This is a genomic window from Streptomyces sp. NBC_00310 (assembly GCF_036208085.1).
Taxonomy (GTDB): Bacteria; Actinomycetota; Actinomycetes; order Streptomycetales; family Streptomycetaceae; genus Streptomyces.
In genome coordinates this window covers 8,728,180-8,745,331 of the sequence record NZ_CP130714.1, presented here as the reverse complement: position 1 = coordinate 8,745,331, position 17,152 = coordinate 8,728,180, and the positions used below count along the sequence as shown (strand labels likewise).

Below are 17,152 nucleotides of genomic sequence, written 5' to 3'. Positions count from 1 at the left end.
GGCTGGAAACATCCAGCACACACAGGGCCCCCGGCCTTCACGACCACCCTCCTCCGGAAGTCACGGGCACGCTTCCCGGGCGAACCGAACGTTGTTTTCTAGACAAGAACGGCGGGGACGAGAATGCGCCTGCGCGCACTGCTGGACACCGACGCGCTGGGCCTGCGGCTGCTCGGCGGCGGGGACGAGCTGGACCGCACCGTGCGCGGTGTGATGACCACCGACCTCAGGGACCCCAGCCGCTACCTCTCCGGCGGCGAGCTGGTGCTCACGGGCCTCGCCTGGCACCGCGACGCCACCGACTCCGAGCCCTTCGTACGGCTCCTGGTCGGCGCCGGGGTCACCGCGCTGGCGGCCGGGGAGGCCGAGCTGGGTGACATCCCGGAGGACCTCGTCGTGGCCTGCGCCCGGCACCGGCTGCCGCTCTTCGCGGTCAACGAGTCGGTGGCCTTCGCGGCGATCACCGAGCACGTCGTACGGCAGGTCTCCGGCGAGCGTGCCGGGGATCTGGCGGCCGTGGTGGACCGGCACCGCCGGATGATGACCTCCGGCCCGGCGGGCGGCGGCCCGGACGTCGTCCTGGACCTGCTCGGCTCCGACCTGGACCTCCGCGCCTGGGTGCTCTCCCCCGCCGGCCGGCTCGTCGCGGGCCCCAAGGTCGGCGGGCCCGCCCTCCCCGCCGAGCTGTGCGCGCGACTGTCCGCCGAGCACCTGGCGGCGACGCGCACGGGGCGGCACGGACCGCATCGCGTGGCCGTCGGCACCACGACGTACTCGCTGTTCCCGATCAGCAGCGCGGGCCGGGGCACGGGCACCGGGGCCGCCGCCCGGGACGTGCGCGGCACCGTGCTGTCCGACTGGCTCCTCGCGGTCGAGGCCGACGCCGGCGACTGGCCCGCCGAGCGGCTCGACCTGCTGTACGGCGTCACCCAGCTGATCGCGGTCGAGCGCGACCGCCGGGAGGCGGCCCGTACGGTACGGCGACGGCTCGCCCAGGAGGTCCTGGAGCTGGTGCAGGCGGGAGCGGCCCCGGCCGAGATCGCGGCCCGGCTGCGGGTCGCCGCGCCGGTGCTGCTGCCCGGCCTCGGCTCGGCGCCGCACTGGCAGGTCGTGGTGGCCCGGGTCGAGTGGGACGGCGGAGAGATGGACGGCGGCCCGGTCGCCCAGGCGCTCCTGGAGGAGATCCTCGTCGATCCCCGGGCGACGGGCCCCGAACCCTCGGACCGGATCGCGGTGGCCCACACGGGTGAGGAGGCCATCGCCCTCGTCCCCCTCCCGGCGCTCTCCTCGGAGCCCGCCGGCTCCGAGTCCGGAATCCACGCCGACACGCTCCTCGCGGCCGTACGGGACCCGCTGACCGCAGGCCTCGACGACGACGGGCGGCTCACCCTGGGCGTCAGCGCGGCCGTGCACTCGGCGGAGGGGCTGCGCGGCGCCCTGGAGGAGGCCCGGCACGCCCGCCGGGTGGCGGCGGCCCGCTCCGGCCGGGTGTGCGCGGCCGGCCACCAGGAACTGGCCTCGCACGTCCTGCTCCTCCCCTTCGTCCCCGACGACGTGCGCCGCGCCTTCACGGCCCGTCTCCTCGACCCGCTGCGCGACTACGACCGCCGGCACCGCGCCGAGCTGATCCCCACCCTGGAGGCGTTCCTGGAGTGCGACGGCTCCTGGACGCGGTGCGCCGCACGGCTCCATCTGCACGTCAACACGCTGCGGTACCGGGTGGGCCGCATCGAGCAGTTGACGAGCCGGGACCTCTCCCGACTGGAGGACAAACTGGACTTCTTCCTGGCCCTGCGCATGAGTTGAGGCCTTGGGGTGGTGGACGAAGATCCAAGTGCGCCGTCCGCACCCCATGACTTTGTGAATTCCTTCACCCACCCCCTTGGCCGGGCCCCGGAATCCGTGCTGAGATGCGGCCACCACTCAAAGCTCAAGGGCGTGCTCGGGGAGGGCAACGTGGCGCACACCGCCATGTCTGGTAACGGAACGACCGCCGGTGACGATCCACTCCAGACCGCGGTATGGCGGCTGCGCTCACGCGCCTGCTGGGTCGACGCGGCCGCCTTGATAGAACCCGACAGCCCACAGGCCTCGCTCCAGCGGACCGCGCTGCTCGTCGAGCGCTGCCTCTACACCGAGCAGGGCTGGGAGGAGGCCGAGGACGCGCTCCGCACGGCCGAGGCGCAGGCCCGCACCGACGACGAGCGCGGCGCGGCGGCCTGCGAGCGCGGCCAACTGGCGTACGCGGCCACGCTGTTCGGCGTCCGGGATCGCTCCGACGAGGCACGGGCCGCGCTCGGCCGGGCGGCGGCGCTGATCGCCCCCGGTGCGCCCGGCCGGGCCCTGCTCGACTTCCGCCGGGGTGTCCTCGCCGAGAACCTCGCGCATTCCCCGCAGGCCGCTCGCGCCGCCTACCGCCGGGCCCACGCCGGGGCCACCGCCCATGGCGACCTGCTCCTGCAGTCCTTCACCTGGCGTCACCTCGCCGGACTCGCCCTCCGTGACGGCGAGCTGGCCGAGGCCCGGCACGGCTTCGCCGAATCGCTGCGCATCCGCGAGGAGTTGGGCTATCTCGTCGGCACCGCCCCCGCACTCGTCTCCCTGGCCGACACCGCATCCGAACCGGAGGCGTCCCGGCTCCGCGAGGAGGCGGGGCGATTGTTCCGTCTGCTGGGAGGTGTACCGACGTGGCTGGCACGGCAGTTGGCACCACCGCCGGCCGCGACGGCGTGACCGGTCAGGTGGCTGTTCGTCCACGGGCGGGTAGGGGCTGGTCGCGCAGTTCCCCGCGCCCCTGAAAAGCAGGGGCCGCGCCCCGTGCTTCTCGACCCGCGGTCAAGAACGCGCCCTCAGCCCACCGTGCCGAAATGCTTCTCCACCAGGCAGCAGGCCGCTTCCAGGTCCTCCGCCACCAACGCGTCCACCAACGCGATGTGCTCCGCCGCGTCAGCCATGAGTTCGACGCGGCCCCCGCTCCCCACCTGGCCGCCCCCCAACGGCAGTTGCGTACGCCGGTGGAGATCGTCCGCGATCTGCATCAGCTGTTCGTTCCCGGCCAGCCCCAACACCCCCCGGTGGAAGGCCCGGTCCGCCTCCCCGTACGTCGCCCGGCACCCGGAGGACGCCGCCCGGGCCGTCTCGTCGGCGAGGGGCCGCAGGTCACCCCAGCGGTCCGCCGGCACCGTCCGCGCGAGCCGCATGATCACCGGCACCTGGAGCAGCGCCCGCACCTCCGCGAGCTCGGCCAGTTCCCGGGCGCCCCGCCGTACGACACGGAAGCCCCGGTTGGGCACGACCTCGACCGCGCCCTCGATGGCCAGTTGTTGCATCGCCTCGCGCACGGGGGTGGCGGAGACCCCGAACCGCTCACCGAGCGCGGGCGCCGAGTACACCTCCCCCGGCGTCAGCTCCCCGCCGGCGAGCGCGGCCCGCAGCGCGTCGAGGATCTGTCCCCGCACGGAGGACCGCTGAACGACGGGGCGCCCCTGCGTGCGCGGCAGCGGGATCGGCGTCTCGCTGTGCGTGTGCTCGCCCCGGGCCGCGTCGATGACGGGGCCGGTGTCGCCGCGTACCGCCGTGGCGGTGCCGTCCGCCGCGATGCCCCGCTCCCGGTCGACGTCCGCGACTCCGGGCTGCGCGGGCACACGGTAGGCCGACGCCGGACGAGTGGCGGCGGCGTCCGGCGCACTCTCGGCGGTGGCCTGGCGCGAGCGCGGTCCGGCCTGCTCCACGGGTCCTCCTCCGAGCCGATTCGTGTGTCGAGTAGCGCGGCCGACTGGGTACATGGGGGCGCTTGGGTCACTACTGGGGTTGTTGCCGGTCGTCAAGACCAGTAACCTCCGCCGCACCCCATCTTCCCTGTTCAGAGCGGTGATCCGCGCTGCCGGTACTCACGGGGTCGAATCGGGGTCGAATCGAGCGCACCGGTCGTTCCACGGACCGGTACCCACTCGCGCAGCGATGGGTAGCCTCGAACTCACAGTGAGTCTTGCACAACAAGGTCGGGTCGGGTCAAGTCCGTGCAACGTGGACGGCCGGGCCCTCTCGGGCGAAGCGAGTCACACCGCAGCGAACAGGGAAGCGAAGGCCGCGACCCTGACACCCAGGACCGCCAGGCGCGAGTGGGCGTACGCGTCCCGCGTCCACCAGAGATGAAACGAGTGACCGACGTCACTATGGCGTGCCGAGCGGCTAACGCTTCGCGGCACATGCCTATCGCCCAAGGGAGCAAGCTACACATAAATAGGAGAGCGGATGAAGACGCGAGCGGGCCTGACCGTTGACAGGATCACCCAGGCCGCTGCCGCTCTGGCTGACGAGGTCGGCTTCGAAGCGGTCACCCTCTCGGCCCTTGCCCGCAGCTTCGGCGTCAAGGACGCCAGCCTGTACTCGCACGTCAAGAACCTTCAGGACGTACGGGCATCCGCACGACATCGACACGTCCTGGCGCAGGACCGTCGCGGCGGTGCACTCGGCGCCCCGGCAGTGGCCCCGCACCAAGGCTTCCCAGGTCCGGTGACCGGTGGCGCGACAGGGAGGGACGCGCCCTGTCGCGCCGGGTTTGTTGCCCGTCACTCACCCCACTTCATGTAGATGACCGGCGGCTCGCGGCCGGGGAGCTGGCGCAGGGGCATGGTCGAGGCCGAAGACCTCCCTCAGAGCGGTGGTCTCACCGGGCCACTTGGGGTGCGCCGGCTCGTCGAAGGCGAGGATGCCGCCCTTGGTCAGGTGCGGCCTGATCGCCTCGAGGAGTTCCTTCGTCGGCTGGTACAGGTCGAGGTCGAAGTAGGCCATGGCGATGATCGTCTCCGGGTTCTCCTCCAGGTACCGCGGCACGGTCTCGCGTACGTCGCCCTGGACGACGAAGGAGCGCTGGGTGTGTCCGACGAAAGGCTCGGTGGCCTCGTGGGCGGCCAGGACCTCGCACAGGTGGTCGACCTCGCCGTCGGGCGTCGCGACACGTCCCGGGACGGCACTACCGCAGAACACCGGGGTGACCGTGGTGTCGTCGGACGTGCCGGACGTGCCGGACGCGATGGTGACGCGACGGACCGCGGCGTACAGCTGCTCCTCGGTGGGCTACTGGCCCTCCAGGTACAGCTCCGTGATCTCTTCGTCGTGCTCCGCGACGGCCTCGAGCAGCTTGTCGCGCCACTCGTCGGCGGCCTCGGTGTGCGTCGCCGGGATCTCGACGGTGTCGTACGCCTCCCCCTTGGCGGCCTCGGCCGACCAGACGTACGCCTTCATCGTCACCAGGAACCGCCTGGCGTGTCCGCCAGGTCATGTACGCGGTGATGCCGACGGCACGGAGTTCCCGGAACCGGCCCAGGACCGGGACCAGGCCCGGGACGGGGACCAGGACCAGTGGCCCAACGCCTGAGGGCGCCTTCCTCCACCGCGTCGGCGGCGACGCGGTGTCGCCGCCGGCGCGGTGGAGGACGGGAGTATCGGCGGGGTGTCCATGAGGGCGGTCTCGAACCACTGGTACTGGTCGTGGGTCACCCGGACCACTGGTACTGGTCGTGGGTCTGCACGTCGGCGTACCGTCCGAACCTCTCCTGACCTGGGCCGTGGTGGTGGGGAGGCTGAGCCTTCGAGAACAAGGCGCCGCCGCGCGGCGCGAGCTCGGCCGCGCTCACCCGGGCCCATGAAGAGCGGAGCACGCCTGGGTTGCGGGTCGGTGACGGGCCGTTCGGAAGGGTGGATTCCGCGCGATCGTCGAGCCATGCCCGAACTTGCCGACAAGCAGCCCTCCAGCGGAGAGGGCCCCCTCGCCGCAGGTTGTCTCCTGCTTCTCGTACTGGTGGCGGACGTGGCGGCCGGGATGTTGGTCGCCATCGTGCTCGCCGTACGGGGACTGGGTCGGATGGACACCTACTCCGCACAGACAGCGACCAGCGCGCCGCCCCTGGACTGGGCGCCGGTGCTGGGATTCGGTGCTCTGGCCCTGGCGGTGGGCGTCACGGCCGTCGTGCTGCTGCGGATCGGGCACCGCGTCATCGGGGCGGTGCAGCTGACACTCTGCGTTTTCCTGGCAGTCCACACGCTGGGGTCCTGGCCCTGACCCAGATGTAGTCGGAGTGGCCGTTCCTGCCCTCGTGCCTGTGGATCTCGACCGCCTGGCGGTCACACTCCGATGAAGCTCACGGTTTCCGTCATGTCCGCCCGCCCGGTCCGCGGCCGTGGCACGCCTTCCTTCTCGCATCCCACCGAAACACCGCAGAACAGCACGAGCCCGTCATCGGCTCCTACCATCTGGCTGACGGTCTTGCGATACATCGTCCACATCACCTGGGGGCAACTGTGCAACCGTTCCGCCCTCAGCAACAGCATGACCGTCTGCAAGTACATCCCCGCGTCCCCCCACTGTCCGGGGCCCATCATCCGGTCGAGGTAGCAGAACAGCACGACCGGCGCCCCGAACGCCTCCGAGTTCAAGGCGGCGATCTTCATGGGCCTGTCGGGATCGTCGCGCCCGATTCCCAGCACTTCGTACCGCTGAGCAGCCGCGGCGGAAAAACGGTCCCGATACGGCGATGCCAGTTCGGCCGGGTACATCGGATACTCCCGCTCATCACCCGGGTCTCCCGCCAGTGCCCTCGCCGTCGCGCGCCTCTTCAGTTCGGCCAAGGGCTCGCCGGTCACGACATACACATGCCACGGCTGGAGGTTCCCACTCGACGGAGTCCGCGTCGCCGCGGCCAGCACGCGTCCGAGCACCTCTTTGGACACCGGCTCATCACTGAACGCCCGCACGGCACGGCGGCTGTCCACCGCTTCATACACATCCACGTCTTCTCGCCCTCCCACCCAACGACACCTACCTCTCCACCGTCTTCAGCACGCACAAGAGGCAGTCGGCAGCACTGTCCTCCGCCTGCTTGACGCCGGTCGGAAAGACGTCCCCCGGAGTTCGGCGGTCCGAGGATGTCGAGAACGTGCCACCGGCTCCGTCCCAGGGACATCAACGGCCACCACCGGCCGCACGACACGAAGAAGGAGAGACCAGCATGGCGATTCAGCGGATGGACAACGTCGGCATCGTCGTCGAGGACATGGATGCCGCCATCGCGTTCTTCGTGGAACTCGGTATGGAGCTGGAGGGCAGGGCGGAGGTCGAGGGCCTCGTCGCCGACCAGTGCACCGGACTCGACGGCGTCCACTGTGACATCGCGATGCTCCGGACCCCGGACGGTCACAGCCGGCTCGAGCTGGCGAAGTACCGCAGCCCCGCGGTGATCAGCGCCGGGCCGCGCAACCGGCCGCACAACATTCTGGGCACACACCGCGTCATGTTCGCCGTCGACGACCTCGAGGACACCGTTGCCCGCCTGCGCCCTCACGGCGCCGAACTCGTCGGCGAGATCGCCCGGTTCGAGGACAGCTATCTGCTCTGCTATCTCCGCGGCCCGGAGGGCATCATCGTCGGACTGGCCGAGCAACTGCACGGCGCCAGTAGGTGAGACACGTCCGAGTGTCCGGAGAACCGCCCCACTTGGGCTCCGCTGCCCACCCGGGAGGAAGGTCAGGGCTGTTCACGGCGGCCAGGAGCATCGGCTCCGGCAGCGTCCGCGCCATTGTCGCGGCACACTCTCGGTGGTCAGACGGCGCTTGCCCTCCGGCGGCGCCCCCTGCGGGTGAGGGCGTCGATGGCGTGCCCGGCCCCCCCGGAAGCCTTCGCATGGCTGGCGCTCTGCCTCGGCGACCTGCCTCAGGATGGCCACCGGCCAGCCGCCGACGAGCCGGTGTGGTGGACTCTGCGCGGCCCGACGCGCCCGTTCACCTACACCGCGCTGCGGGCCGGCCGGCGGACGCGAGGGCTGCGACGAGCACGCGACCGACGCCCTGAACAACCAGCGCCGGACCCACCGCCCAGCGAGGAGTACCGCGAACCGAGTGACACCGAATGGTGTTCAGGCTCCCTGAATCTCCCCACCTCGCGCTCGGGCGTGGGACAGGCCCGCTCTACGGAACTCCCCACCGGCGGCCTGCTGACCTGCGGCGGAACGGTGCGCCTCCGGACCTGCCTGGCAGCCGGTCACAGTTGGGTCGGGGTCCCGCCGGTATTCCTGCGGGATGGAACGCCAAGCGGGGGGCGTCGCGTTGAGCTGGACCTGGGCGCCTGTCAGTCTGCGCCGTAGAGGACCTGACGCTGGAGTCGCTCGCGGAGTCCGGCTTCCTCGGGGGGTGAGAGGGGGCGCCGGGGCGTCGGATGCGTGCCGGCTTGGGCGGCAGTCGGAGCCCGCCCTCTGCGGCGTCCTGCGCTGCCTCGGTCGGCCCGGTACAGCTAGGCAGCCGACGGGTTCCTGTCAGCACACCAACGAGGGGGGCGTGGTGTGATGTGGTTCACATCGGCGACCTGTCACATCCGGTGCTGCTTGCTTGTCCCATGGGCGTCACCGACACCGACACCGAAGCCGGTGCCCGACCTTGGGAGATCCAATGAACAACGGCCACCGCATCGTCGTCCTCGGCGCCGGCTACACGGGCCTGTTCAGCGCCATCCGGCTGGCCCACCGCACCCGCCGGACCGACGTGAAGATCACCCTGGTCAACCCCTCGAGCCGGTTCGTCGAGCGGCTGCGGATGCACCAGATCGCCGCCGGTCAGGAGCTGGCCGACCATCAGATCCCCGACCTGCTCGCCGGGACCGGCGTCACGTTCGTCCAGGGCACCGCCACCGCCATCGACCCCGAGGCCCGGCAGATCACCGTCGACGGCGCCGAGACCCTCGGGTACGACACTCTCGTCTACGCACTGGGCAGCTCGACCGACACCGGTAAGGTCCCCGGCGCCGACACCCAGGCGTTCACCCTCAACAACCCGGAGATCGCAGGTCGGTTTGCCACACGCCTCACCGAGGTCGCCGCGTCCGGCGGTACGGTCACCGTCTGTGGCGGCGGCCTGACCGGCATCGAGGCGGCCACCGAGATCGCCGAGAGCCACCCCGGCCTGAACGTCACGCTGATCAGCCTGGACGAGCCCGGCGGCATGATGGGTCCCAAGGCCCGCGCCTACCTCTACGGCGCGCTGGACCGCCTCGGCGTCACTGTGGAGACCGGCGCCCGCGTCACCAAGGTGCTGCCCGACGCCGTCCAACTGGCCGACGGCCGGCTCGTCCGCTCCGACGCCTGCCTGTGGACCACCGGCGTCAAGGTGTCGCCGCTGGCCGCCGACGCCGGGATCGCCACCGACGACCGCGGCCTCATCCTGGTCGACGCCACCCTGCGTTCGGTTTCCCACCCGGAGATCCACGCCATCGGCGACGCCGCCGCCGTCCGTCTGGCCTGGGGACAGATCCACGGCACCTGCCAGAGCGGCCTGCCCACCGCCCAGTACACCGCCGACACCATCGCGCGGCTCGTGCGCGGCAAGGCCGTCAAACCGTTCCGCTTCGGCTACTTCCACCAGCCGGTCAGCCTCGGCCGCCGGGACGCCGTCATCCAGTTCACCAAGGCCGACGAAACCCCTCGCCGCGTGCACCTCACCGGCCGGAGCGCCGTCGCGTACAAGGAGATGGTCAGCGGCAGCCCGCTCACGACCTACCGATTCAGCAAGCGCGTGAACGTCACCACCATCGTCTCCAGGGGCGGCCGCGCCACCCGCAGGCCCGCGGCATGACGGGCGCATCGGCTCCCAGCGCCATGATCCAGGGCCTTGCCGCCCTGGTTACGGCGCTGGCAACATGAGCCGATGGTCGACGCCAGGGACGAGCAGGACCCGTACATCGAACACCGCAGGCTCCTGTTCGCCACCGCCTACCGCATGCTGGGCAGCGTCACCGACGCCGAGGACGTCCTCCAGGACACCTGGCTGAGCTGGAGCACCACGGACCGCGACGCGATCCGCCACCCCAAGGCCTACCTGGTGCGCACGGTCACCAACCTCTCGTTGAACCGCCTCACCTCCGCACGGGCGACCCGCGAAACCTACGTCGGCCCGTGGCTCCCCGAGCCCCTGCTGACCTCCCCCGACATCGCCGCGGAGACCGAACTGGCCGACAGCGTCTCCACCGCGATGCTGGTCGTCCTGGAAACCCTCAGCCCCGTCGAACGCGCCGTCTTCCTGCTCCGCGAGGTCTTCGGCTACTCGCACGCCGAGATCGCCGACACCCTCGAACGTCCCGAGCCGACAGTCCGCCAGATCGCCCACCGCGCACGCGAGCACGTCCAGGCCCGCCGCCCCCGCTTCGACACCGACCAGACCCGGCGCCGGCAGGTCACCACCCGGTTCATGGAGGCCTGCGCGGGCGGCGACCTGAACGCCGTCATGGAGCTGCTCGCCCCCGAGGTCACCGCCTGGTCCGACGGCGGCGGCAAGGTCACCGCCGCCCGCCGCCCCCTCCACGGCACCGACCACGTCGCGCGCTGGATCGTGGGTTTCCTCGCCAAGCCCGAACTGGCCGCCCTGACCATGGAGCCGGCCGTCATCAACGGCGAGCTCGGTGTCCTGGCCACCCTCGACGGACACACAGTCGGCGCCCTCTCGTTCGACCTCGTCGAGGGCCGCATCCAGAACCTGCGTTTCCAGGTCAACCCCGAAAAGCTCAGCGGCCTGACCCCCGACAACAGCTTGGCGCTGCACTGAAGCGTTCAGTCCTGAAGCATCAACGGCGGGACCCTGGACCGGAACGAGCCGTCCAGGGCGGGCGCGGCCCGTCGCTCACGACGCCGAAGACGCCCTTGCCGGAGCCGAGTCCCCCGAACCCTTCACCGGCGGGCGAATCGGCCCCACTCACTGGTGCTGCTGATGAACGTGGTGATCGTCCACAGCAACCTCACCGCGGTGAAGTCCGTGGAGACCGCCTTCCGCCGCAAGGGCGACCCGGAGCTGGCCCGCGTCGAAGTAGCGCCTTTCCTCCAGGCCGCCGAGGGTGCCTTCCCCCACTGGGTGCGCGCTCAGACCTACCTGCGCAACACCGTGGTCTTCGGCGGCTCCACCACCGCACTGGTCGCCGTCTCCCTCATCTGACAACGCGTGATGAGCAAGGTCTTCGCGGCGATGCGGTCGCGGCGGAGGCACCGGGCCGTTCCCGGCCTCATGCGCCCGGGCCGACGAACAGGCCGTCCGCAGCCCGCGCACCGGCCCCACTCATCCGCTGTCGCCACGCCCAACCGCGTGAACATCCGCCAGCCACCACAGCGGGGTCGGGAGCGGGGAAGAGGCCCGCCGCGAGAGGATTCCGAGCCTGGTACGCCGTCACCGACGTCGCCGCCCTTGCCCTGAGCCGCCGATCCGAACCACCGGGCATGGCTCTGGAAGGACCACCTGGCATGGCTCTGGAAGGCCGCGCTCATGGCCGTTGACCGACGGCGGCCACGGTGGCACCGGCTCCCGGGAGCCGCCCACGGCGACGTCCTCCGGCTCGGGTGGCGGCATCGCCCAGGGCACAAGGAGGTCGGTCCATCGGTCGGTGCCCTTCGGTCGGTGCCCTTCGGTCGGTGCCCTTCGGTCGGTCCATCGGCCGGTCCATCGGCCGGTCCATCGGCCGGTCCATCGGCCGGTCCATCGGCCGGTGGACACCGGGGCTGCACCGGATCTACGGGAGAGGTCCCGGATGGAACCGGTCAGGGCCGCTCGACCCGGAAGTCGCCGGTGGCCGGGTGGGGTTCCGCCAGGACGTCGCCCGAGGAGCCGAGTCTCGCCCGGAGGTGGAGGGTCGCCCCGGGCACCACGTCCTGGAGGAGCTCGCGCCGGATGCCGAGACTCAGCCGGGAGCCCGTGAGGTTGGGGGAGATCAGATCGGCCAGGCCCGGTACGGGGAGGGAGGCGAGTACCTGGCAGGTGGCGAGGTCCCACGCGTCGAGCCGTGGGTGGGCGGTCCGGGCGAGGAGCCGGAGGGTGAGTGCGGTGAGGTTCTCGACGGCCTGGACCACGGTTCACACCCCCACGGGAGCCGCGGCCCGGCGGCCGTCGAGGTATGCGACGAGCGCCGAGGAGATGGGCAGGCCGGTGTGCGCCTCGTAGTAGCTGTAGGCCGGCATGGGATTGACCTCGAAGCACACCCACGCGCCGTCGGGTGTGCGGCGCAGGTCGATGCCCGCGAGCGGCAGGCCGAGCGAGGCCGCGAGTTCCACGCAGCGCCGGGCCGTGTCCGGGGGCAGGTCGTACGGGGCGAGCCGGACGGACTCCCCACCCTGGTCGGCGTAGCGGTAGTCGATCGCGTCGCTGTCGACGGCCGCGGCGTAGGTGTCCTCGCCGACGACGTGGACGCGTACGTCCTGGCCCGGCACGTAGGCCTGGAACTGCGTCGGGAGTCCGCGGACGAGAGCGAGACGGCTCTCGTCGGCGTCGGTGAACTCCCTGACGATGGAGCGGATGCCGCTGACCGACTTGTAGATGATCCGGCCGTGCCGGGCGCGGAACGCGAGGATTTCGTCGGGGGCGTCGCTGACCAGCGTCTCCGGTACGGCGAAGCCCGAGCGTCCGATGAGCTGGGCCTGGTACGGCTTGGAGGAGTTGGACTCCATGGCGCCGGGCCGGCTGACCACGACGGCCGGGGTCGTGTCGAGCCAGCCGACGAACCACTCCTGGAATGCCGCCGCTCGCGCCCGGGCCGCCGGGTCCCCGTCGGCGGGCGGCTCCAGCGGGCGGGCGTACACGGCCGACACGTCGCCGAGCGGGACCCGCATCCCCTCGACGGTCAACCGGGCGTCCAGCGCGTCCGTTCCGACGACGAGGTCGTACCTGGCGGTGCGGGCCTGGTCGATCACCAGGTGCCGCAGGTCGGCGTCCCGTGCGGCGCTGATCGCGCGGGTGAGGGGCGGGTCGTCCGTACGGCCGAAGAAGAGGATCACTCGGGCCTCCTTGTGGGCTGTCCGGCGACGGCCACCATGAAGGAGGCGGTGGCCTCGACGTGCAGCGGGTCGTCCAGGCGCGGGCAGAGGTGCACGTCCGTCACGACGGCGCCGGTCGGGCGGGGCGCGAACCGGAGCTCGAAGTGCCGTGTGCCGAGCGCGCCGGCGAGGCGGTGGCAGCGCTCGCCGTAGTCGCCGGCACGGGGACCGATCACGCGGTCCCCGGCGATGAGCAGACTGTCGTGGTACGCCGCCGGCGCCTCCGGCAGCACGTCGACCGGGACCGGCGCTCCGGGGCCGCCCGGCCACGCGAGGCGCGGCACGTGCCGTTCCCCGGGGGCGGGCAGGCCCACCAGGCCGCCGCGCGTCGCCCCGCCCCGCCGGGCCACCGGCAGCCCGCACTGTTCGGCGTGGACGAGGGCCGTCGTCCGGGAGAGGGTGCCGTAAGCAGTTCCGTACGCGCTGATCAGGCCGATCACCCGGGGCGCGAGGGACAGCAGCCAGCTGGCGACGAGGGCCTGCCGCTCGCTGTGCGTGTACAGGGCGTCCTTGGCGCGGGGGCCGTTCTCGGCGCCCGGGGTGAGCGGCAGGCCCGGCAGGCGGTGCAGCACCGCGCCGATGGTCCGGTCGTCCAGCACCTGCCCGGTGGGCAGGGTGATCCGGGTGGACGCCTCTCCCCCGCCGTTCACCCGGTGGCTCCACCGGGCACGGGCGAGGTCGGCGGGCGTGAGCGTCAGAACGCCTCCGTGGCCGCCCCGGGCCGACAGCGCGCGGGCCACCGCCGCCGCGCCGCCGTCGCCGGGGGCGGCCAGGAGCAGCAGCGTTCCCCTCACTGCTGGGGGCGACTGTCGTACGACCGCTTGGCCTGCGCGTCGCCGGCCTCGACCGCTTCCCGCAGCGCGTCGGCGCCCGGTCCGTACCGCGGTCCGCCGATCAGGTCGGGCCGCAGTTCGGTCCCGATGAACGGCTCGGTCGGATCGCCCGTGCCGCCGGCCCCGCCCAGGGTCTGCTCCAGCGCGGCGAGCCGGGTCTGCAGGTCCACGATGGCGGCGGCGGTGGGGTCGTCCTCCCCGCCGGTCGATCGCGTCGTCACGTCCGCAGAGTTGTCGAAGTCGTCCTTGAACTCCTTGTACGGCGTCTTGTGCTCCCTCCGGTCCTTGAGGTCCTTGTGCTCCTTGAACGGCTCCTTGGTCTTCACCTCCCCCTCCACGCGGTCCTTGAAGTCCTTCGCCTCCTTGGACGGCTCCTTCGCCTCCTTGAGCGGTTCCTTGATCTCCTTGCCTTCCTTGATCTCCTTGATCGGGGCCTTTCCGCAGGAGACCGCCACGGAAGCCGTCATGGTGGCCGCCGACGGCGAGATCCGGGTGACGGAGACACAGGAACCGGCGCCCGCGTGGGACTTCGAGTCGGGTGCGCTGGAGGAGGTGAACGTGGTGTTGCCGCTGCTTCCGGGGTACGGATCGCCGTCGTCGCCGCGGTTCTGGTTCAGTTCGAGGTGGTGTTGGTTGTCGGCCTGCATCAGGCCGACCTTGTAGTGGTTCTCGTCCCGGTTGTTCGGCTGGTTCTCGTCGATGTGCCAGATCAGCAGCCCGTCGCCCGGAAGCGAGGCGTCGTACCCGGTCCGCTGGCGGTTCTCGAGGAGGAAGTACTCGCTGCCGCCCGCGCCGTTCTTCCAGAGCCGGTGGACGGTGTGACTGGACTTGACGTCCGGGAAGGACTCACTGCCGCTGGTGGTGACGACCTTGGTCGTGGCCCAGCCCTGGTTGACCTTGCACCAGGCGGACGGGTGCGTGGGGATGTCTCCGCCTCCGCCCCAGGAGCCGGCTCCCATCAGGCACCACGAGCCGACGCCCTCGGAGCTGTCGTCCGCGTCGTAGAGGTCGGGGAAGCCGAAGAGCAGATGTCCGAGTTCGTGCGCGCAGACGCCGATCCTCGCGTCTTCGGAGATGGTCAGATACCCGTAGACCTTGGTGCCGTCGGTCTGGTGCACGCCGGGCAGGGTCGACTTGTGTGACCAGATGTGGAACGGTTTTCCGGTCTTGTCGGCGGCGGGCCCGGCGTGCACCACGATGAAAGCGTCGACGTAGCCGTTCCCGTCGTTGTCGAACGGCGCGAAGTCCACGCTCGGGTCCGCGGCCTCCACGGCGGACTTCGCCATCTCCGGTGACCGGAACGGCCCGCTGGGCCTGCCGATGCCGAAGTTGCCGGCCGCGTACCAGTCCATGGTCTCGGGCATGCGGTACGGGCCGTGGACCTCGCCGACGAGGTCCACCAGGCCGTTCGTGACCTCGCGGTAGTACTCGCGCACGCTGCCGTGCGGCATCGCACCGACCGAGAAGAACAGCTTGTCGAGGTCCGCCGCCGTCCTGGTCATCGGCTTGTCCGAGAAGTCGACCAGGACGACGACCACCCTGATGGTGCCGCGCAGCGGCGCCCGGTCGGCCGCCGCCGCGCTGATGGTGGCGCGCGGGGTCCCCGGCGGGAACTCCTCCGGCGGGAAGATCGTCCCGTCGTCGAAACCCAGGCGTGTGGGCGTGCTCGTGAAGCCGAGCAGGTTCGTGAGCTCGCCCGGACCACCGCGTACTTGGTCGAGTTCGTCCAGCATGCGCTGGCGCAGTTCCGGGCTGGGGGCGACAGCGCAGAACGAGGTAGAGACGGCGGCACAGTCAGCCATGTCGACTCCAAAGAGTGATCAGACGTCACTTAACGTAGCCACGGTAACTGTCGCCGGTTATGGGGGCACGCCGGACGAACGAGCCATCGGCACCTGCGCCCTCCTGGGCGGCGCATGGGACGCGGGCTCGAACACCACCACCGACCACCTCACAACCGCCCGCCTCACCCTGGGCCCAACCGCCCAACGAACTACCGGGTGTGGGCGGCAGACCCTCATCCGCCGCGACTCCGCGCGCGGCACCCGCGCGTTCGTGGCCTGGCTCGTCCGGCGGGCCCGATGGCTGTCCTACTCGGCCGGCATGGCCAGCAGAGCGGCTATCCACCATCACGTCCTGAAGATCCCGGCATCGGCCCGGATCCCGGCCAGTGAGACCTACGGCGAGGTCCGCAACAGCGCCCGGGGCACGGAACTCACCGGGGGCCTGCTCAAGGGCTGGCCGCAAGGCATGCGGTTGACCGTCCGCAAGGAACGGCCGCATCCCGGAGCCCAGGAGAGAACGAATGTCCGGCTTCAGGGGAGACAGCCGAGCCGGCCCGAAGGTTTGCGCACCTTTGTCGCGACGCCCTTGGTGCGGCCAACCCGGTCGAGGCGCGCTTCGGACCGCTTTCGTTGCCGACGTCATCGAGGTGCCGCGAGCTCGGGCGGCTGGGTAGCGTGCATCGGGTGGCCAGTGAGGAAGTGCTGCAGGACGGTGCCCATCGTCGGGTGGTGCGGATCGGTGACACTGTCCGCAGGCCCGTCCAGCCGTGGACACCCAGCGTCCACGCGCTACTGCGGTACCTGGAGGAGGTCGGCTTCGCCCATGCGCCCCGCCCCCTGGGAATCGACCGTGAAGGGCGTGAAGTCCTGACCTTCGTCAAGGGCGACTCCGGGGCCGCGGGCTGGGCCAAGGTCGTGGATGACCAAGGCCTGAGGAACTTCGCCCGGCTGCTGCGTGACTACCACGACGCCTGCGCCGGCTTCTCGCCCCCGCCGGGCACGACCTGGTCCACAGGCGTGGGCAACCCCGGCGACCACGAGGTCGTCTGCCATGGGGACTTCGGCCCCTGGAACGTCGTGTGGCAGGGCGACCAACCGGTGGGAATCATCGACTGGGACTTCGCCCGCCCGGCACCGCGGCTGCACGACGTGGCCTACGCGCTGGAATACGTCGCCCCGTTCCGCGACGACGCCGAGTGCTTGCGCCGGCTGCGCTACCCGGCGCCTCCCGACCGCCGTCGGCGGCTGGAGGTCTTCTGCAACGCGTACGACCTTGACTCGACCGCCGGGATCGTGGGCGCCGTTATCGGCAGGCAACAGGACAACGCCGACCTCGTGCGTCGGCTGGCCGAACAGGGTCATGAGCCCCAAGCCACCTGGGTGGCCGGCGGGCTTCTGACTGAACTCGACAACAGGATCGCCTGGAGCAGGGCACACCGGCATCTGTTCGAGTAGCCGGTTCGCTCGTCACCGACCGCGCTTCTGGCCGCCCGCGGGGAAACACAACAACCTCGACGTGGCGTACCCAGAGGCCGCCGGGGAGCAGCTCGGCCTGTGGGGTCTCAGCGCCTGATGCCCACCGACCGACCCGGGCCGCGCGGAGCCAGATCACGCGCGGAGCCAGATCAGAGGCATTCGTCCCCGGATCTGGCTCCGAGCAGCCCGGTCGAACCGAGGTCGAACCGAGGTCGAACCGGAG

Annotated in this window: 15 protein-coding genes and 2 pseudogenes; 9 read left to right on the top strand and 8 right to left on the bottom strand. The window is 71.3% G+C overall.

Annotated features, from left to right (window positions below; genetic code table 11):
- Window positions 1-123 precede the first annotated feature (123 nt).
- Window positions 124-1,806 (top strand): PucR family transcriptional regulator, encoded by a 1,683-nt coding sequence (locus tag OG202_RS38235; RefSeq protein ID WP_327727251.1) that lies wholly within the window; start codon window positions 124-126, stop codon window positions 1,804-1,806.
- Window positions 1,807-1,956: 150 nt separating this feature from the next.
- Window positions 1,957-2,733, top strand: coding sequence for a hypothetical protein (locus OG202_RS38230; RefSeq protein ID WP_326575430.1), 777 nt, complete (start codon window positions 1,957-1,959; stop codon window positions 2,731-2,733).
- A gap of 116 nt (window positions 2,734-2,849) precedes the next feature.
- On the opposite strand, the gene OG202_RS38225 is transcribed toward OG202_RS38230, so the two are convergent.
- The gene (locus OG202_RS38225; protein WP_327727252.1) at window positions 2,850-3,731 is read right to left on the bottom strand and encodes a GntR family transcriptional regulator; all 882 of its coding nucleotides are present in this window, start codon (window positions 3,729-3,731) and stop codon (window positions 2,850-2,852) included.
- A gap of 523 nt (window positions 3,732-4,254) precedes the next feature.
- On the opposite strand from OG202_RS38225, the pseudogene OG202_RS38220 reads away from it, so the two are divergent.
- A pseudogene (locus OG202_RS38220) lies at window positions 4,255-4,419 on the top strand (TetR family transcriptional regulator); the annotation flags it as partial.
- 156 nt (window positions 4,420-4,575) lie between these two features.
- Here the strand turns inward: OG202_RS38220 and OG202_RS38215 are convergent.
- Both OG202_RS38215 and fusA read right to left on the bottom strand, forming a co-directional pair.
- Window positions 4,576-4,989: a hypothetical protein gene (locus OG202_RS38215; RefSeq protein ID WP_443052370.1), complete on the bottom strand. Its 414-nt coding sequence runs from the start codon at window positions 4,987-4,989 to the stop codon at window positions 4,576-4,578.
- A pseudogene (fusA, locus tag OG202_RS38210) lies at window positions 4,971-5,256 on the bottom strand (elongation factor G); the annotation flags it as partial. The gene OG202_RS38215 and the pseudogene fusA, both read right to left, overlap by 19 nt.
- 469 nt (window positions 5,257-5,725) lie before the next feature.
- Between fusA and OG202_RS38205 the strand changes: the two are divergent.
- Entirely contained in the window at window positions 5,726-6,064 is a 339-nt protein-coding gene (locus OG202_RS38205; RefSeq protein ID WP_326575434.1) for an inner-membrane translocator, read from the top strand.
- Window positions 6,065-6,126: 62 nt separating this feature from the next.
- On the opposite strand, the gene OG202_RS38200 is transcribed toward OG202_RS38205, so the two are convergent.
- The gene (locus OG202_RS38200) at window positions 6,127-6,792 is read right to left on the bottom strand and encodes a nitroreductase (RefSeq protein ID WP_327727253.1); all 666 of its coding nucleotides are present in this window, start codon (window positions 6,790-6,792) and stop codon (window positions 6,127-6,129) included.
- 218 nt (window positions 6,793-7,010) lie between these two features.
- On the opposite strand from OG202_RS38200, the gene OG202_RS38195 reads away from it, so the two are divergent.
- The 4 genes from OG202_RS38195 (at window position 7,011) to OG202_RS38180 (ending at window position 10,971) form a co-directional block, all read left to right on the top strand.
- The gene (locus OG202_RS38195; protein ID WP_326575438.1) at window positions 7,011-7,463 is read left to right on the top strand and encodes a VOC family protein; all 453 of its coding nucleotides are present in this window, start codon (window positions 7,011-7,013) and stop codon (window positions 7,461-7,463) included.
- Window positions 7,464-8,442: 979 nt separating this feature from the next.
- Window positions 8,443-9,621 (top strand): NAD(P)/FAD-dependent oxidoreductase, encoded by a 1,179-nt coding sequence (locus tag OG202_RS38190; RefSeq protein WP_328224262.1) that lies wholly within the window; start codon window positions 8,443-8,445, stop codon window positions 9,619-9,621.
- A 72-nt stretch (window positions 9,622-9,693) separates the two neighbouring features.
- Window positions 9,694-10,587 (top strand): RNA polymerase sigma-70 factor, encoded by an 894-nt coding sequence (locus OG202_RS38185; RefSeq protein WP_326575442.1) that lies wholly within the window; start codon window positions 9,694-9,696, stop codon window positions 10,585-10,587.
- 162 nt (window positions 10,588-10,749) lie between these two features.
- On the top strand, window positions 10,750-10,971 hold the full coding sequence (locus OG202_RS38180; protein WP_328224261.1) for a hypothetical protein: 222 nt from the start codon (window positions 10,750-10,752) through the stop codon (window positions 10,969-10,971).
- A 596-nt stretch (window positions 10,972-11,567) separates the two neighbouring features.
- On the opposite strand, the gene OG202_RS38175 is transcribed toward OG202_RS38180, so the two are convergent.
- The 4 genes from OG202_RS38175 to OG202_RS38160 are packed head-to-tail and all read right to left on the bottom strand — an operon-like array spanning window position 11,568 to window position 15,471.
- A complete protein-coding gene (locus OG202_RS38175; RefSeq protein WP_327727258.1) occupies window positions 11,568-11,876 on the bottom strand; it encodes a hypothetical protein in 309 nt (102 codons plus the stop codon).
- A gap of 3 nt (window positions 11,877-11,879) precedes the next feature.
- Entirely contained in the window at window positions 11,880-12,797 is a 918-nt protein-coding gene (locus OG202_RS38170; RefSeq protein ID WP_326575448.1) for an ATP-grasp domain-containing protein, read from the bottom strand.
- Window positions 12,794-13,630 carry a hypothetical protein gene (locus tag OG202_RS38165; RefSeq protein WP_326575450.1) on the bottom strand — a complete coding sequence of 279 codons (837 nt, stop codon included), beginning with the start codon at window positions 13,628-13,630 and terminating at the stop codon, window positions 12,794-12,796. The genes OG202_RS38170 and OG202_RS38165 overlap by 4 nt, the downstream gene beginning before the upstream one ends.
- Complete coding sequence (locus OG202_RS38160) at window positions 13,627-15,471, bottom strand: M6 family metalloprotease domain-containing protein (RefSeq protein ID WP_326575452.1); 1,845 nt, start codon at window positions 15,469-15,471, stop codon at window positions 13,627-13,629. The genes OG202_RS38165 and OG202_RS38160 overlap by 4 nt, the downstream gene beginning before the upstream one ends.
- Before the next feature lie 666 nt (window positions 15,472-16,137).
- On the opposite strand from OG202_RS38160, the gene OG202_RS38150 reads away from it, so the two are divergent.
- Window positions 16,138-16,908 carry an aminoglycoside phosphotransferase family protein gene (locus tag OG202_RS38150; protein WP_328224260.1) on the top strand — a complete coding sequence of 257 codons (771 nt, stop codon included), beginning with the start codon at window positions 16,138-16,140 and terminating at the stop codon, window positions 16,906-16,908.
- Window positions 16,909-17,152 lie beyond the last annotated feature (244 nt).

Excerpts from the sequence above, each read along its gene's own strand:
- OG202_RS38180 (WP_328224261.1), top strand. The coding sequence starts at position 10,750 with ATGAACGTGGTGATCGTCCACAGCAACCTCACCGCGGTGAAGTCCGTG.
- OG202_RS38205 (WP_326575434.1), top strand. The coding sequence starts at position 5,726 with ATGCCCGAACTTGCCGACAAGCAGCCCTCCAGCGGAGAGGGCCCCCTC.
- OG202_RS38185 (WP_326575442.1), top strand. The coding sequence starts at position 9,694 with ATGGTCGACGCCAGGGACGAGCAGGACCCGTACATCGAACACCGCAGG.
- OG202_RS38160 (WP_326575452.1), bottom strand. The coding sequence starts at position 15,471 with ATGGCTGACTGTGCCGCCGTCTCTACCTCGTTCTGCGCTGTCGCCCCC.
- OG202_RS38235 (WP_327727251.1), top strand. The coding sequence starts at position 124 with ATGCGCCTGCGCGCACTGCTGGACACCGACGCGCTGGGCCTGCGGCTG.
- OG202_RS38190 (WP_328224262.1), top strand. The coding sequence starts at position 8,443 with ATGAACAACGGCCACCGCATCGTCGTCCTCGGCGCCGGCTACACGGGC.
- OG202_RS38195 (WP_326575438.1), top strand. The coding sequence starts at position 7,011 with ATGGCGATTCAGCGGATGGACAACGTCGGCATCGTCGTCGAGGACATG.